At 62.9% G+C, this 15,767-nt stretch carries 13 protein-coding genes; 3 read left to right on the top strand and 10 right to left on the bottom strand.

Annotated features, from left to right (window positions below; genetic code table 11):
• Window positions 1–89: 89 nt before the first annotated feature.
• Window positions 90–1,415: an FAD-binding oxidoreductase gene (locus tag QN219_RS17015; protein WP_284000928.1), complete on the bottom strand. Its 1,326-nt coding sequence runs from the start codon at window positions 1,413–1,415 to the stop codon at window positions 90–92.
• A gap of 235 nt (window positions 1,416–1,650) precedes the next feature.
• Here QN219_RS17015 and QN219_RS17010 point away from each other — a divergent pair, with 235 nt between their 5' ends.
• The gene (locus tag QN219_RS17010) at window positions 1,651–2,127 is read left to right on the top strand and encodes an Lrp/AsnC family transcriptional regulator (protein ID WP_283975803.1); all 477 of its coding nucleotides are present in this window, start codon (window positions 1,651–1,653) and stop codon (window positions 2,125–2,127) included.
• A gap of 179 nt (window positions 2,128–2,306) precedes the next feature.
• On the opposite strand, the gene QN219_RS17005 is transcribed toward QN219_RS17010, so the two are convergent.
• From QN219_RS17005 to QN219_RS16975, 7 genes are all read right to left on the bottom strand, one after another.
• Window positions 2,307–3,962: an ABC transporter ATP-binding protein gene (locus QN219_RS17005; protein WP_284000927.1), complete on the bottom strand. Its 1,656-nt coding sequence runs from the start codon at window positions 3,960–3,962 to the stop codon at window positions 2,307–2,309.
• Window positions 3,962–4,825 (bottom strand): ABC transporter permease, encoded by an 864-nt coding sequence (locus QN219_RS17000; protein WP_284000925.1) that lies wholly within the window; start codon window positions 4,823–4,825, stop codon window positions 3,962–3,964. Before QN219_RS17000 ends, QN219_RS17005 begins: the two co-directional genes overlap by 1 nt.
• Complete coding sequence (locus QN219_RS16995; protein WP_284000924.1) at window positions 4,822–5,772, bottom strand: ABC transporter permease; 951 nt, start codon at window positions 5,770–5,772, stop codon at window positions 4,822–4,824. Before QN219_RS16995 ends, QN219_RS17000 begins: the two co-directional genes overlap by 4 nt.
• A gap of 84 nt (window positions 5,773–5,856) precedes the next feature.
• Entirely contained in the window at window positions 5,857–7,467 is a 1,611-nt protein-coding gene (locus tag QN219_RS16990) for an ABC transporter substrate-binding protein (RefSeq protein ID WP_284000923.1), read from the bottom strand.
• A gap of 70 nt (window positions 7,468–7,537) precedes the next feature.
• Window positions 7,538–8,251 (bottom strand): HAD-IA family hydrolase, encoded by a 714-nt coding sequence (locus QN219_RS16985; protein WP_284000922.1) that lies wholly within the window; start codon window positions 8,249–8,251, stop codon window positions 7,538–7,540.
• Between the two features lie 242 nt (window positions 8,252–8,493).
• Window positions 8,494–9,870, bottom strand: coding sequence for an aspartate aminotransferase family protein (locus QN219_RS16980; RefSeq protein ID WP_284000921.1), 1,377 nt, complete (start codon window positions 9,868–9,870; stop codon window positions 8,494–8,496).
• A gap of 13 nt (window positions 9,871–9,883) precedes the next feature.
• The gene (locus tag QN219_RS16975; protein WP_284000920.1) at window positions 9,884–10,720 is read right to left on the bottom strand and encodes a GNAT family N-acetyltransferase; all 837 of its coding nucleotides are present in this window, start codon (window positions 10,718–10,720) and stop codon (window positions 9,884–9,886) included.
• Between the two features lie 316 nt (window positions 10,721–11,036).
• On the opposite strand from QN219_RS16975, the gene QN219_RS16970 reads away from it, so the two are divergent.
• Together QN219_RS16970 and QN219_RS16965 are read left to right on the top strand one after the other, a co-directional pair.
• Window positions 11,037–11,705 (top strand): haloacid dehalogenase type II, encoded by a 669-nt coding sequence (locus tag QN219_RS16970; RefSeq protein WP_284000919.1) that lies wholly within the window; start codon window positions 11,037–11,039, stop codon window positions 11,703–11,705.
• Window positions 11,706–11,722: 17 nt separating this feature from the next.
• Window positions 11,723–12,997, top strand: coding sequence for an FAD-binding oxidoreductase (locus QN219_RS16965; RefSeq protein WP_284000918.1), 1,275 nt, complete (start codon window positions 11,723–11,725; stop codon window positions 12,995–12,997).
• A gap of 246 nt (window positions 12,998–13,243) precedes the next feature.
• Here QN219_RS16965 and QN219_RS16960 read toward each other — a convergent pair whose 3' ends face one another.
• Together QN219_RS16960 and QN219_RS16955 are read right to left on the bottom strand one after the other, a co-directional pair.
• The gene (locus QN219_RS16960) at window positions 13,244–14,698 is read right to left on the bottom strand and encodes an NAD-dependent succinate-semialdehyde dehydrogenase (RefSeq protein WP_284000917.1); all 1,455 of its coding nucleotides are present in this window, start codon (window positions 14,696–14,698) and stop codon (window positions 13,244–13,246) included.
• A gap of 18 nt (window positions 14,699–14,716) precedes the next feature.
• Complete coding sequence (locus tag QN219_RS16955) at window positions 14,717–15,760, bottom strand: tartrate dehydrogenase (RefSeq protein ID WP_284000915.1); 1,044 nt, start codon at window positions 15,758–15,760, stop codon at window positions 14,717–14,719.
• Window positions 15,761–15,767 lie beyond the last annotated feature (7 nt).

The following is a 15,767-nucleotide window of genomic DNA, read 5'->3' as shown; positions in this document are numbered from 1 at the left end:
GCAGAGAGTTGCGGCAGGCGTCTTTCCGAGCTTAGGCGAAAATGTTGGAAGAGGCGCCTGCCCAGATTGGTCCCCATGCGGGGCCTCATCTAAAATTCAGCGACTTTACCCCAGGCGGATTTTCGGAAGCGGTCCGGATGGTAGGGGTGGGGATCGACGACCGGCTCGTTACCGGTCACGATGTCTGCGATCAAGTGGCCGGCGCCCGGACCGATACCGAAACCGTGCCCGCTGAAGCCGGCGGCGAGGATGAAACCCGGTATGGCGGCGATTTCGCCGATGCCCGGGACGCCGTCCGGCGTGCTGTCGATATAGCCCGCCCATGCGGCGGCGATGCTGGTGTTCTTCAGAGCAGGCAGCAGGTCAAGCGCGCGCGAATGGGTGAGGCGAATGGTGGCCTTATCGACCGCAGGATCAAGGATGCGCATCCGCTCCATCGGCGTGGGGGCGTCCAGTCGCCAGCGGGCCAAGGTCTCATGGCCGGAGCGGAAGCCCTCAAGCCCGCCTAGCGCGAGGCTGCGCCAGCGTTTGACGAACATCGGCAGAAATTGCGGCGAGAACCTGAGTTGCTGCGGCGTCGGGTCGACGCGGCCGCGGCCGCTGATGGCGAGTGTATAGCCGCCGTCGGCGCGGCGCGTCACCGAAACAGCGGCCGTATGCAGCGCATCCGGAAGGCCGATGGCGCCCGGCGAGACGGCAAGGATCGACGAGCGGATAGCGGCCTGCGGAAATTGGATGCCGAGCTGCCGGCAGAAGGAGGAGGCCCAGGCGCCGCCGGCAAGGATCGCCGTCGTCGTGCGGATGGTGCCATGCTCGGTGACGACACCGGAAAGGCGACCGCCTTCTGTCTCTATGCCGCGGGCGGCGCAGGACTGGTGCACGGTGCCGCCAAGTTTGAGGATTGCACGCGCGACCGCGGGTGCTGCACTCGCCGGATCGGCCGTACCGTCGGTCGGCGAAAAGACGCCGCCCTTCCATGGCTTGCCGGTTGCGCGGCCGCGCTCGGTCGCCTGGGCGCTGTCGAGCATATGTGTGGTGACGCCGATGGTCCGGGCAAAATCGCCCCAGCGCGCCCAGCCGGCCAGTTCCTCTTCGTTGTTGCTCAGATAGAACAACCCGCAGCGGCGGAAACCGGTGTCCTCGCCGCTCTCGGCGGCGAAACGCTCCCAAAGCTCGAGGCTCTTCGTCGCCATCGGCAATTCGCGGGCGTCCCGGTTTTGTTGGCGGCACCAACCCCAGTTACGACTCGACTGCTCCGCCCCGATCCGTCCCTTCTCGACAAGGGCGACCTTCCATCCGCGGCGGGCAAGGTAATAGGCCGCAAACACGCCGACGATACCGCCGCCGATCACCACGGCATCGGCGGCATCGGGCAGTTCCGGCGATGTATCGACGAGTTTCAGCGGTGCGGGCATGGGTCGGTCTCCGTTATGAGTGCAGTCTACAGATTCTATTGCCTCGTCGCTGCCGGAGACCGGCGACCCGGCAGCAGAAGATTCTGTCTTACTGGAGGATCACAGTCCTTCCTGCTTAGGGCGAACAAGCGAAACGGAATCGACACGTGACGGCAATGTGTTAGGGTCATCATCGGGAACATAGCGGCATAATCTGCTGCGGCTCGGACCTCACAACCGCGGGGAGGCGCGTGCGATGAAACTTGACCGAATCGACATCAAGATTCTGTACGAACTGCAGAAGAATGGCCGCATCACCAATGTGGAACTCGCCGAGCTGGTCAACCTGTCGCCGAGCCCCTGCCTGATGCGGGTGAAGAAACTGCAGTCGGAGGGTTATATTGAGGGTTACTCGGCACAGATCAACGTCGGCAAGTTGGGGCAGACACTGACGGTCTTCACCGAGATCACGCTGAAGAACCACCGGCAGATCGACTTCGCCCGCTTCCTTGCGGCGATCGAGAAGGTCGACCACGTGATCGAATGCCATCTGGTGTCCGGCGGCTACGACTATCTGCTGAAATTCGTCACCGCCGGGATCGGCGAATACCAGACGATCATGGAGCGTCTCACCGACATGGACGTCGGCATCGACAAATATTTCAGCTTCGTCGTGCTGAAATCGCCGATTGTCAAGGCGCACATGCCGTTGACGAGCCTGTTTCGGCTGTAGGATCTTCGGATCGGTTTGCGCCGGCTTGCGCGGCCGGCGCTCGCGATTTGGTCCGCTTCTCCGGAGCCCAGGCGACAAAGCACGATGTCGTCACGCGTCGTCTTCGGTCCGCTTTCGGTTCAGACGGATGGCCAGCAGCTTGGGATGAGTCGGCACGTCTCGCGGAGCGTGCCCGCGCCTTAGCGCCGGCAATAGGCCCGGACCAGCTCCGGATCCTGCTCGAGCCCATCGAGCCAAGCGGGATCGAGTTTCGGCACCGACGAAAAGAGCAGTTGCGAATAGGGGTGCTGAGGTGTCTTGACCTTGGCCGGCGTGATTTCCTCTACCTTTCTGCCGCCATACATCACGACGATCTCGTCGCAGATCGCCTCCACCACGGAGAGGTCATGGCTGATGAAGATGTAGGAAAGACCGAGCTCGCGCTGCAATTCCTTGAGCAGGTCGATGACGGCGGTGGCGACCACCGCATCGAGCGCCGAGGTGATTTCGTCGCAAAGGATCAGCTTCGGCTCGGCGGCGAGCGCGCGGGCGAAGTTGACTCGCTGCTTCTGCCCGCCCGAAAGCTCCGTCGGCCTGCGATGACGCAGGTTGCGCGGCAGGCGCACCATGTCGAGCAGCTCGTCGATGCGAGCGCTACGCGCCTTGGCATTCATCCCGTGATAGAAAGCAAGCGGCCGGGCCAAGATGTCCTCGACGGATTTCGCGGGGTTGAGCGCCGTATCGGCATATTGGAAGACGATCTGCATCTCGCGCAGCTGTTCGCGCGAGCGTTCGCGGGCGCTCGGACCGAGCTCCTTGCCGTCGAAGACGACCTTGCCTACGGCGGCCGGCAGGATGCCGGCAATGGCACGGGCGAGCGTGGACTTGCCACAACCGGATTCGCCGATGATGCCGAGGTTACGGCCCTTCTCGACCTTGAGGGTGACATGCTCGACGGCGCGCACGAGCGGCAGGCCGTCCGCCTGACGCGGGCCGTAGCCGGCGACGAGGTCTTCGATCGTCAGAAGTGGTGCCGGGACGGTATCGGCCGTATCCGCGGCGCCGCGTGGTTTTGGCTCGAAGGCGGCAAGCAACTCGCGCGTATAGGGGTGCTTGGCGCCGTTGAGGATCTCTTGCGTCGTACCGGTCTCCTGCATTTCGCCGCCCCTCAGGACGACAATGCGATCGGCGATCTGGGCGACGACCGCGAGGTCGTGCGAGACGTAGACGCCGGCAATGCCGCCGGCCTTCATGACCGACTTAAAGGCGCGCAGCACCTCGATCTGAGTCGTCACGTCGAGCGCTGTCGTAGGCTCGTCGAAGATCACGAGCTTCGGGTCGCCGATCAGCGCCATGGCGGCGGAGAGGCGCTGCAACTGCCCGCCGGAGACCTGATGCGGATAGCGGCTGCCGATCGTCTCCGGTTCGGGCAACGACAGCGCGCGGAAGAGATCGACCGCCTTGGCGCGCGCCTCGTCGGACGACATTAGCTGGTGGATGCGGGTGATCTCGATCACCTGGTCCATGATGGTGGCGGCCGGGTTAAATGCGGCGGCGGCGGATTGCGGAACATAGGTGACTTCGGTGCCGCGCACCCTCGCGCGCTGCTTTTCACTCAGCGTCACCATATCCTTTCCGGCGACGGAGACGCTGCCGCCGGATATACGACAGCCGGGGCGGGCATGGCCCATCAGCGTGAGCGCGATCGTGGTCTTGCCGGAGCCGCTTTCGCCGATCAGCGCCACGATCTCGCCCTCGGCGATGTCGAAGCTGACGCCGTTAATGATCTCGACGCGGCGACCGGAATCGGTGGTGGCTTCGACCTTCAGGTCGCGGATTCCTACGAGATTGACCATCATTCGCTCCGATCGCGGATCTTCTTGGGCAGGTTGTCGATCAGCAGGTTGACGCTGATGGTGAGGCTGGCGATCGCAAAGGAGGGAGCCATCACCGCCGGTGCGCCAAAGGGCAGGCCGCCGATGTTCTCGCGCACGAGAGCCCCCCAGTCGGCGTAGGGCGGCTGGACGCCAAGGCCGAGGAAGGAGAGGCCGGAGAGCAGGAGAACGATGAAGACGAAGCGGATGCCGAGGTCGGCGAGCACCGGCCCGACGATGTTCGGCAGGATTTCCGAGCGGATGAGATAGAGGGTGCTTTCGCCGCGGATGCGGGCGACGGTGATGAAATCCATTGCGTTGATATTGACGGCAAGCGCGCGGGCGAAACGGTATGCGCCGGGGATGTAGATCACCGACAGCGTCAGGATCAGCACGGGAATGGAGGAGCCGACGGCAGCGACGACCACGAGGCCGAACAGCTTGCTTGGGATCGAATTGAGCGCGTCGAGGAAGCGGCTCAGCACCGTGTCGAGCCAGCCGCCGGCGACCGCCGCGATCATACCGAGGACCACGCCGCTGAAACAGGCGATGGTGACTGCCGCAAGCGAGATGCCGACCGTATAGCGGGCACCCATCAGAATCCGCGAAAGCATGTCGCGGCCGAGGTAATCGGAGCCGAGCCAGAAGTCGCGGCTCATCGGTCCGAAGTAATCGAGGTCGACGATCTCCCCCACCGGGTAGGGGATGATCAGCGGCGCGAAGATCGCGACGAGCGCCCAGCAAAGGATGATCGAAAGGCCGACCATCCCGACGATATTGAAGCGATAGCCGAGCCGGGTTCCGGATATCCGGGCAGACTTGGTCTCAGAATGGGTCATTGTCATCGGAGCCTCGGATTGGAAAGGATGGCGATAATGTCGGCTGTCGTGATCAGGAGCAGGTAGCCGAGACAGAAAATCATCGCGCAGCTCTGTATCAACGGCAGATCGCGGGTGGCGACGGCGTCCACCATCAGCTTGGCAATACCTGGATAATTGAAGATCGTCTCGACGATGATGACACCGCCAAGCAGGTATGAGAGCGAAAGCGCGACCGCGTTCACGATCGGTCCCAGCGCGTTCGGCAGCGCGTGCCGAAACACGATGCGCGGCCGCGAGGCGCCCTTGAGCAAGGCCATCTCCACATAGGGCGTGTTGAGCGTCTCGATCACCGCTGCCCGGGTCATGCGGATCATTTGCGCCGAGATGACGAAGGTAAGGGTGATCACCGGCATTGCATAGATACGCAGGAGGTCTGTCAGCGATGTGACTTCATTGGCGAAGGAGAGGGCCGGAAGCCATTTCAGATAGACGGCGAAGATCAATACCGCTGAGGTCGCTATCATGAATTCCGGCACGGAGATGACGCCGATCGTCAGCACGGTGACGGCGCGGTCGTACAGCGAGCCACGTAGCATTGCCGCGGTGATGCCGAGCGTCAGCGCGATCGGCACGGAGAAGAGCGCGGTGACGCCCGCGAGCTGCAGCGTGTTGACGAAGCGCCCGCCGATTAGATCCGCGACCGGCATCTCATTGGCATAGGAAGTCCCGAGGTCACCCTGCAGCAAGCCGACAATCCAGCGCAGGAAACGGAAGATCGACGGCTCGTCGAGATGCATGGCCTTGCGCAGACCTTCAATGGCCTCGGGCGTGGCGGCCTGGCCGAGCAGGATCGTTGCCGTGTCTCCCGGCAGCAGCGTCGTCGCAAAGAAGACGGCGAACGAGACGATCACCAGCGTGATCACGGCGATGAGCAGCCTGCTCAGGACAAGCGATAGGACACGGTTGTTCACGCGCGTTCCCTTTCGGCATTCGAGATTTTCAAACCAAGGATCGGAGCTGCAGCGGCGCGGCTGCAACCCCGACCGTTCGCTTCATCAGGCTTCGAGCCAGACATATTCCGCGAAAGCATAACCCATCTGGCCGCCAAGCGGGTTGGCTTCCAAGCCCTTGAGTTTGGCGGTGATCGCGTCGACATTGGAGATATAGGCCGGAATGATGGTGCCGGCTTCGTTTGCGACCATCACCTGCATCTCGTTGTAGATCGCCTTGCGCTTTTCTTGGTCGAGCGAGCCGCGCGCCTCTATCAGCATCTTGTCGAACTTCTCCGACTTGTACTGGCTCTCGTTCCACGGCGCTTCCGAAGTGTAGAGCAAGGAGAACAGGATGTCCGGTGTCGGACGCGGGTTGATGTTGCCGAAATGAACCGGCGCCTTGAGCCAGTAATTGTCCCAATAGCCGTCGGCCGGAACGCGCTGAACGTCAAGCTTCAGGCCGATCTCGGCGGCGGAGGCCTGGATGATCATTGCCATGTCGATCGAGGAGTTTGCCGCCTCGGATGCGATCACAGGGATTGACTGGCTCAGGAGACCGGCCTTCTCGAAATGGAATTTTGCCTTCTCCGGATCGAACGCCCGCGGCTTCAGGTCGCCATTATGGTAGAAGTTGGCCGGCGAAACCGGCTGGTCGTTGCCGACTTCTCCGAGGCCGCGAAGTGCTGACTTGACGATCTGCTCGCGATTGACCAGATACTTCATGCCCTCAACGAAGTCCCGTTTGCTGCCGGGCTCCATGTCCATGCGTATGTTGAGATTGGTGTAGTTGCCCGAAGTGGTCTTCGACAGGACGAAGCCGTCGCCTTGGGCCTCGACAAGGCGCATCGAGCGCGGGTTGATCGTAGCGGCCAAGTGGATATCGCCGGACAGCAGCGCATTAACGCGGGAACTATCGTCGCTGATCGCGAAATATTCGAAGGAATCGACGTGCGGGCCGGACTTCCAGTAGTTCTTGTTCTTGATGCCCACCGAGCGCACGCCCGGCTCGAAGACTTCTCTCACGAAAGCGCCGGTGCCGTTCCCCTTGGAGAAGTCGGTGGTGCCGTCGGCGACGATCATGAAGTGGTGCATCGAGAGGATGGTCGGCAGATCGGCGTTCGGATTGGCGAGCGTGATCTCGACCGTCTGCTTGTCGACCGCCTTGAAGCCCGTCATCTGCGCGGCGATCTTGGCGACCTTCGAACCGACGGACGGATCGAGATGGCGTTTCAGCGAGAAGACCACATCGTCGGCGATCAGCGGCTTGCCATTATGGAAAGTGACCCCGCTCCTCAGCTTGACCGTCCAGGTCTTCGCATCCTTGGACTCGATCGCCTCGGCCAATTCCATCTGCGGGGTCCCGCTTTTATCGAGGAAGGTGAGACGGTTGTAGAAGGAGCAGCAGCGGACATAGTCGGTGGAGAGCGATGCTTTGGCCGGGTCGAGCGTGTCGGCAGTCGAGGACGACCAGCCGGCCGCCTTGAGCGCGCCGCCGGAGACCGGCGCCGCTGCAACAGCATGGGAGGCGCGACCGAGCACGAGACTGCTGGCGGAGAGGGCAACGCCACCGGCGAGCATCATCTGCAGCAGTTCACGACGTGTCGCTCCGCGGCGGATGGCGTTTTCGACCATGGCGTCGTCGGATCCGGTCCAATTGGTGATTTTGTCGTTCATGTCATTCCCCTTTTCGTCTGTTGGCGGGCTGCCCGTCTTGCGTGGGCTTGGACCCGATCCGGTGAACTGGTCAGTTGCGTGCGACGGCCACAGCATCGGCAAGGCCGGCCATGGAGGTGAAGTGGTAGTCGGGCTTGGTGAATTCTGACGGCTCGATCGTCCCGCCATAACCATTCTGTGCGTGGCGACGCTCGATCCAGCAATTGGTCAGCCCAAGCCGCCGCGAGATGCCGATATCGTGGTATTGGCTCTGTGCGACATGCAGGATGTCGTCTTTTGAATTGCCTTCTGAGGCGACGAAGTCGAAGACCTTCTCGAAGAAGGCTGGGTCCGGCTTTTCGGTGCCGGTATCGTCCGCGGTGAAGGCGGCGTAGAAGGGATTGCCCAGCTCCTTGGCGAAGAAATCGAAAGCCCAGCGGCGGGCGTTGGTCATGGCGACGAGGCGGTAATCCTTCGCAAGCCGCGCCAGTGCATCAGCACTGTCGGCAAAGCCTTTCCAGGTCTTCGCGGATTCCCGCAAACGTTCGCCGTATTCCCGTTCGACCGGCAGGCCGAGCTTAGGTGCGATCTCGAGATAGACGCGTACAAGATCGTCCGGGAAGAGATCGGCGTCTTTTGAGTAGCGCGCCGCTCGGTAGAGGCTCAGCGCCTCCTCGCCGTCGATCGCCACATCGGCCTCGGCGGCAATACCGGCGAGACAATCCTTGAGGCCGCCTTCAAAGTCGATCAGGGTGCCGACGACGTCGAAGGTCATGTATTTGAATTCCGGAAGGCTCTTGCGCACGTCAATTCCCCAGTTTTTTCGCGTTCCGGGCGGGACGCGGACTTCTAAAAGAAGAATATTCTGTTCCCGTCGGCGGGATGTTTTCCCCGCTCTTGGTGGATAAGGCCGCATATGCTGGGATCCGGCCGCTTCCTTGTATTGAGTTTGGCACTTGTGCCGCGCCGGAGTCTCCGAAAAGGTGCCACAGCGCGGCACAAAATTTCGAATATGACGGTTCCGCGATATATCGCGTCCCGTGTCGATCAGGCCTTCAACGCCTGGCGGACATCTGGATCTTCCAATGTCTCGTCGAGCGTCGCACGAGTGCGCTCGACGATCGCGTCGATCTCCGCTTCGGTGCAGCAGAGCGGCGGCGCGTAGCCCAGTACACCATTGGCGAAGGCTCGGATGACGAGACCGTTTTCCCAGGCACGGTCGAAGATGCGGCGCGCCGGCTCCGCGGCTGCCGGCAAAGGGGTCTTCCTCGCCTTGTCGACGACGATCTCGATGGCAGCCAGCATCCCGCGGCCGCGCACATCGCCGACGAGTGGGTGGTCCCTCAGGCTTTCGAGACCTTCCATCAGCCGAGCACCGGCCTTGACACCGTTTTCCAAGAGGCCGTTCTCGTAGAGCTTCAGCACCTCGAGGCCGACAGCGGCGCTGACCGGATGCGCCGAGTAGGTGTAGCCGTGGCCGACGGCGGAAGCGCCGGCGCCGTCGGCGATCGTCTGATAGACGTGGTCGGCCATGAAGACGGCCCCCATCGGAACATAGCCGGACGTAAGACCTTTGGCCGTGGTGATGAAATCCGGCACGATCTCGTCCTCGGTGGAGGCAAAGAGCGGGCCGGTGCGGCCGAATCCGGTGATCACCTCGTCGGCAACGAAGAGAATGCCGAGTTCGCGGCAGAGTTCGCGCATCGCCTTCATCCAGCCCTTGGGCGGGACCAGCACGCCGCCTGAGCCCTGAATCGGTTCGGCATAGAAGGCGGCGACGCGCTCGGGACCGATTTCCTCGACCTTGCGCCGGAGTGCGGCCAGCGACGCCTCGATGATCGCTTGCGGATCCCCTCCCACCGGATTGCGGTAGGCATAGTGAGACGGAATTTTGTGCTGCCAGTCGAAGGGAATGCCGAAGCCGGCATGGAAGGCCGGCAACGCCGTCAGGCCGGCGCCGACGGTCGAGGAGCCGTGATAGCCCTGTTCGACCGAGATGAACTGATCGCGGTGCGGTTCGCCGCGAGCAATCCAATAGTAGCGGATGAAGCGGATCGTGCTGTCTACGGCGTCGGAGCCGCCGAGCGTGAAATAGACGTGGTTGAGATCGCCCGGCGCGCGTTCGGCGAGTTCCGAGGCAAGGCGGATCGCGGGCTCGGAGCCGAGTCCGAAATAGGCTGTGGCATAGGGAAGCTTGCGCATCTGACGAGCTGCTGCTTCGACGATCGCTTCGTGGCCATAGCCTGCATTGACGCACCAGAGGCCGGCAAAGCCATCGATCAGTTGCTTGCCCGATGCGTCGGTGACCGTCGCGCCCTTGGCCGAGGCGAGCACGCGCACGCCGAGTTTTTCGTGGCCGCGATAGGAGGCGACCGGATGAATGAGGTGGGCGCGGTCGAGTTCAATGAGGGAATTGCTGTACATGACGATCTCCGGATCAGCCGAGCGCCTGGTTGGCGAGGGCGAAGGTGGTGGCAGTGGGATCGGCGGCGCGCTGAATCGGCGGCTTCATCATGGCGATGCCGCCGCCGACATGGGCAAGCCCCTTTTCGGCGAGCCAGGGCGAAATGGCCGCGTCGGCAGTGGTATCGACCCGGAGAAAACGGCCGGGTCTGAGGGCGATGAAATGAGCCACGAGCGCCTTGGCGTCATCGAGACAGCCGGCAACGACGGGTCCGACGACCTCACCACGGCCAAAGGGGCGGACGGCGGCGAAGCCGGAGACGCTGCCGTTCCGGCGGATCACCGCGAATTCGCCAACCTTGGCGAGATAGGCAACCAGCCCTTCGCGGTCGGCGCCGAACGCGAGGCGGTCGAGCGCGACGATCGCTTCGATGTCGGCCGCGGCCGCGGGCACCGCTTCGCCAGGCGCAGTGATTTCTCCGACAATGCCCTGATGCTGCAACACGCGACCAGTCTCGCGGAAGCCGAGCTTTTCGTAGAGCGGCAGGCCCTCGGTCGTCGCCACCAGTCTGAGGGGGCGATCGCCTGAGAGCCTCAACGCGGCATCCATCAGCTTGCGACCGAGGCCGCGGCCGCGCATCGTCTCGTCGACTATGACCATGTTGATGGTCGCGCACTCCGCCTTGTACAGTGTAACAAGCACCGTGCCGACGACCCGGCCGTGTTCGACCGCGATCACGCCTTCGCTCAAGGCGAGCGCCATTTGCCAATCTTCAAGGCGATGCGGCCAGCCGGCCTGCCGGGAGAGCTTGACGGCGGCCTCCAGATGCTCAGGCGCGAAAGCGGCAATGTCGATCTGACTTGTCTGCATGGCATTTTCCTTCATTTCCTGCCCGCAAGTCTGAAGGAGTGCCGGCCGGCAGATCGTCTGAAGGCTCTCGCCCGCGCGGTATCTTATAGCTTTGCACTTACCGGCCGCCGCATCTTATGCTGGCAAGGGGGGCGCGGGGAAGGGCACCGAGGCGGGCGACCGCGCCAACAATCGGCGAGCCGCACAACCTTCTGCCAAAGCCGGCTTTCGATACGATAGAATCTGCTTCGAACGCAGCCAAATCAGGCGAGGCGCGGGCGGGGCCGGGCTTATGATCCTTACACATACTTGGTCCCGCTCTCTCAAGGATATGCACATGACGACCTTCCGTCCGAAATACATCACCTTCGACTGCTACGGCACGCTGACGAACTTCCAGATGGCAGAAGCGGCGCGCGACCTCTATGGCGAACAGCTCGACGAGGCGCGCATGGCTGAATTCATCAAGAATTTCGCCGCCTATCGTCTCGATGAGATTCTCGGCGACTGGAAGCCCTATGCGGAGGTAGTGCACAATTCGCTCGAACGGACCTGCAAGCGCAATGGCGTAAAATTCCGCGAGGAAGCGGCGCGCATGGTCTATGAGCGCGTCCCGACCTGGGGTCCGCATCCCGACGTACCTGCCGGTCTCGCCAAGGTCGCCAAGGAGATTCCTTTGGTCATTCTCTCGAATGCGATGAACTCGCAGATCATGTCGAATGTCGAAAAGCTGGGCGCTCCTTTCCACGCCGTCTACACCGCCGAACAGGCACAGGCTTACAAGCCGCGGTTCAAGGCGTTCGAATACATGCTCGACATGCTCGGCTGCGGGCCGGAGGACATTCTCCACTGCTCGTCCTCCTTCCGCTATGACCTGATGTCGGCGCATGACCTCGGCATCAAGAACAAGGTCTGGGTCAATCGCGGCCACGAGCCGGCCAATCCCTATTACGGCTACGTCGAGATCGCCGACATCTCCGGCCTACCGGGCGTCGTCGGTCTTTAGAGAGAAGGCACACCGCCATGAAATTCCTATCCTACTGGCACGACACCGCCCCGGCCTTTGCCGGGGCTGCTCCGGGTCCGGTCAATGGCCACTACGACGTCGCAGTGATCGGCGGCGGCTTCACCGGCCTCGGCGCCGCCCGCCAGCTCGCCAAGGCGGGTGCGAAGGTCGTCGTGCTGGAGGCGGAGAACATCGGCTGGGGCGCCTCCGGCCGCAATGGCGGCCACTTGAACAACGGGCTCGCACACAGCTATCTGGCGGCAAAGGCGGAGCTCGGCAAGGAGCGGGCGATTGCACTCTATCAGGCCTTCGACGACTCGATCGACACGCTCGAGGCGCTGATCGCGGAGGAAGGGATCGATTGCAATTTCCGCCGCGCCGGAAAGCTGAAGCTCGCTTCCAAGCCGCAGCATTTTGACGCCGTCGCGCGCAACTTCGAAGCCGTGCACGCGGAGGTCGACCCCGATACCGCGCTTCTCAGCGCAGACGACTTGAAGCAGGAAGTTGGCGCGCCTTTCTTCGGCGCCATGCTCTCGAAGAAGAGCGCGATGATGCATATGGGCCGCTACGTCGTCGGCCTCGCCGAAGCGGCCCAACGCCACGGCGCCACCATCTTCGAGCAGGCAGCCGTAACAGAACATCGACAGGCGGGCAGCCGTCATCACCTGAGAACAGCGCGGGGCAGCGTCACTGCGGATGCAGTGCTTATCGCCACCGGTGCCTATACGCCTGCGACCTTCGGCTTTTTCCGCCGTCGCATCATCGCGGTCGGCAGCTTTATAATCGCCACCCGGCCGCTGACCGAAGCGGAGATCGCAGCGACGATGCCTGGCAACCGCACCTGCGTCACGTCGATGAACATCGGCAACTATTTCAGGCTCTCACCCGACAACCGGCTGATCTTCGGCGGCCGCGCCCGCTTCTCGGCGACTTCCGACCAGCGCTCGGACGCAAAAAGCGGCGCCATCCTCAAGGCGAGCCTCGCGGGAATTTTTCCGCAGCTTGCCAATGTCGAGATCGACTATTGCTGGGGCGGACTGGTCGACATGACCAAGGACCGCTTTCCCCGTGCCGGCTATCATGACGGGGTCTGGTACGCGATGGGCTATTCCGGCCACGGGGCGCAACTTTCGACACATCTCGGCATGATCATGGCGGACGCGATGCTCGACCGGCCTGACCGCAATCCGCTGAAGGGTCTCGAATGGCCGGCGGTGCCAGGCCATTTCGGCAAGCCCTGGTTCCTGCCCTTTGTCGGCATGTATTACAAGATGCTGGACAGGATCCAGTAGGCTAGCCGCGAGGGGCATATCCGCATGCACTTTCCCGGCACATGTTCAAGCCTTCTGGATTGCCCCCGAAGATGCCCATGCCAGATCACGAAGACTCCTCACCGCGTGTAAACCATCACCCTTGCTTTACCTACCCGCACGGGCGCTAGACCCAGTCTAGGGGTGATCGACCGCCCGGCAGCATCATCATGCTGACACTTGTAGATGTCGGCAGACGGGTGAGGCGATGCGCCGAGAACCGACGGGCTATTCCAGCCCGCCAATGTGAAAGCTCTTCATCTCGAGATACTCCTCGATGCCCACTTGAGCGCCCTCGCGACCGAGGCCGGATTGCTTGACCCCGCCGAAGGGCGCGACTTCGGTGGAGATGGCGCCGGTGTTGAGTCCGATCATGCCGAACTCCAGCGCTTCCCCGACGCGCCAGGAGCGCTTGAGGCTTTCCGTGTAAAAATAGGCAGCTAGGCCGAACGGCGTGCCGTTGGCGATTGCGATCGCCTCCTCCTCCGTCTCGAAGCGGAAGAGCGGGGCGACCGGGCCAAAAGTCTCTTCGCTGGCGAGCAGCATGTCGGTCGTGGCACCGGTCAGCACGATCGGGGCGGTGTATTGCTTGCCCTCCGGCAGCGATTTGCTTCGTGCCGCGACCGTCGCGCCTTTGGCCAATGCGTCCTCGACGTGGCGGTTGATCTTCTCGATCGCCGCCTCGTTGATCATCGGGCCAATAGCGATGCCCGGCTCCATGCCTGGACCGACCTTCATGGCGTTCACGCGGGCGCCGAGCTTCTCCGCGAATGCATTATAGACGCCGGCCTGCACGAGGATGCGGTTGGCGCAGACGCAGGTCTGGCCGCCATTGCGGAACTTCGAGGCGATCGCGCCCTCGACGGCAAGATCGAGATCAGCATCGTCGAAGACGATGAAGGGGGCATTGCCGCCGAGTTCGAGGGAGAGGCGCTTGACGCTATCGGCTGCGCCGCGCATCAGGAGCGACCCGACACGCGTCGAGCCGGTGAAGGAGATCTTGCGCACCGTTTCGTTCGCCATGAACTCGTTGCCGATTGCCGTGGGCATGCCGGTCACGATGTTGATGATGCCGGCCGGAATACCGGCGCGCTCGGCAAGCACGCCGAGGGCGAGCGCCGAAAAGGGCGTGAATTCCGAAGGCTTGATGACAACCGTGCAGCCTGCGGCGAGGGCAGGTGCCACTTTGCGGGTGATCATCGCGTTCGGGAAGTTCCATGGCGTCACAATGGCGCAGACGCCGACCGCTTCCTTCAGCACGACGATGCGACGGTCCGGAGTCGGCGAGGGGATGGTTTGGCCGCCGATGCGCCGCGCTTCCTCCGCGAACCATTTGACGAAGGAAGCGCCGTAGCGGATCTCGACGCGCGCTTCGTCGAGCGGCTTGCCCTGTTCCATCGTCAGCAGCAGCGCGAGATCCTCGAGATTTTCGATCATCAGCGCATACCAGCGCTCGAGCAGCGCGGCGCGTTCAGCATGCGTCTTCTTCTTCCAGGGCCCGAAGGCGGCATTCGCCGCCTCGATCGCGGCGCGGGTTTCGCCCGTTCCCATGTCCGGGACGGTGCCGAGGACCGCCTGGCTGGCCGGATCGATCACCTCGACGACCAAACCAGAGCCGGCATCGATCCACTCCCCGCCGATCAGCCCGGATTGCCGGAAAAGTTCGTTGTCCTTCAATTTCATGTGCTGTCCCTCCTGGAATCAGTCGAGCGCGGCGACAACCGCCGCGGTGATGGTTTCGGTTCTGTCTTTTCCCGGCACCGTGCCGATGCCGCGGGCGGTCGTTGTTTCGAGCGCGTCCATGACCCTCCGCCCTGCCTCTCTTTCCCCGAGATGCTCGAGCATCATGGCGCCGGACCAGATGGAGGCGATGGGGTTTGCGATGCCGAGATGGGCGATGTCCGGAGCGGATCCATGCACCGGTTCGAACATCGATGGGGCGCTCCTGTACGGATTGATGTTGGCCGATGCGGCGAAGCCCAAGCCCCCCTGAATGGCGGCGCCAAGATCGGTCAGGATGTCGCCGAAGAGGTTGGAGGCGACGACCACGTCGAGGCTCTCAGGCGCCATCACCATGCGCGCGGCCATGGCATCGATGTGGTAGCTCGTCACCTCCACCTCAGCGTATTCGGCAGCAAGCTCTCGCGTGATCTCGTCCCAGAACACCATCGAGTATTTCTGGGCGTTGGATTTGGTCACCGAGGCGAGCTTGCCGCGACGCTGACGTGCCTGTTCGAAGCCGAAGCGCAGGATCCGTTCGACGCCCGTGCGGGTGAAGATCGAGGTTTCGACCGCCACCTCGTCCACCGTCCCCTGATGGACGCGGCCGCCGGCACCGGAATATTCGCCCTCGGTATTCTCGCGAATGCAGAGGATGTCGAAGGCTTCCGCCTTCAAGGGGCCCTGGACCCCCGGCAGCAGCCGGTGCGGGCGGATATTGGCATATTGCACGAAGGCCTTGCGGATCGGCAGAAGCAGGCCGTGCAGCGAAACGGAATCCGGCACCTCTGCCGGGCAGCCGACTGCGCCGAGCAGGATCGCGTCGAAGCCGCGCAACGTCTCGATGCCGTCCGCCGGCATCATCGCGCCCGTCTCCTTGTAGAAGGCGCAGGACCAGGGAAAGGGCGTGCCGGTGAGCGTGAAGCCGGAATGCCTGGCGACGGTCGAAAGGACCTGCCAGGCGGCGTCCGTCACGTCCTGGCCGATTCCGTCCCCGGGGATGAGTGCGATCGAATAGGATTTCATTGAAGCT

It is taken from the genome of Sinorhizobium sp. 8-89, assembly GCF_030124325.1.
GTDB lineage: Bacteria > Pseudomonadota > Alphaproteobacteria > Rhizobiales > Rhizobiaceae > Sinorhizobium.
The sequence above is the reverse complement of the archived record's forward strand: the minus strand, read 5'-3'. Positions and strand labels throughout refer to the sequence as shown.

Bases quoted from the DNA above. Each gene is read 5' to 3' on its own strand.
- QN219_RS16960 (WP_284000917.1), bottom strand. From the start codon at position 14,698: ATGAAATTGAAGGACAACGAACTTTTCCGGCAATCCGGGCTGATCGGC.
- QN219_RS16970 (WP_284000919.1), top strand. From the start codon at position 11,037: ATGACGACCTTCCGTCCGAAATACATCACCTTCGACTGCTACGGCACG.
- QN219_RS16990 (WP_284000923.1), bottom strand. From the start codon at position 7,467: ATGAACGACAAAATCACCAATTGGACCGGATCCGACGACGCCATGGTC.
- QN219_RS17010 (WP_283975803.1), top strand. From the start codon at position 1,651: ATGAAACTTGACCGAATCGACATCAAGATTCTGTACGAACTGCAGAAG.
- QN219_RS17000 (WP_284000925.1), bottom strand. From the start codon at position 4,825: ATGACAATGACCCATTCTGAGACCAAGTCTGCCCGGATATCCGGAACC.
- QN219_RS17005 (WP_284000927.1), bottom strand. From the start codon at position 3,962: ATGGTCAATCTCGTAGGAATCCGCGACCTGAAGGTCGAAGCCACCACC.
- QN219_RS16965 (WP_284000918.1), top strand. From the start codon at position 11,723: ATGAAATTCCTATCCTACTGGCACGACACCGCCCCGGCCTTTGCCGGG.
- QN219_RS16980 (WP_284000921.1), bottom strand. From the start codon at position 9,870: ATGTACAGCAATTCCCTCATTGAACTCGACCGCGCCCACCTCATTCAT.
- QN219_RS16955 (WP_284000915.1), bottom strand. From the start codon at position 15,760: ATGAAATCCTATTCGATCGCACTCATCCCCGGGGACGGAATCGGCCAG.
- QN219_RS17015 (WP_284000928.1), bottom strand. From the start codon at position 1,415: ATGCCCGCACCGCTGAAACTCGTCGATACATCGCCGGAACTGCCCGAT.
- QN219_RS16975 (WP_284000920.1), bottom strand. From the start codon at position 10,720: ATGCAGACAAGTCAGATCGACATTGCCGCTTTCGCGCCTGAGCATCTG.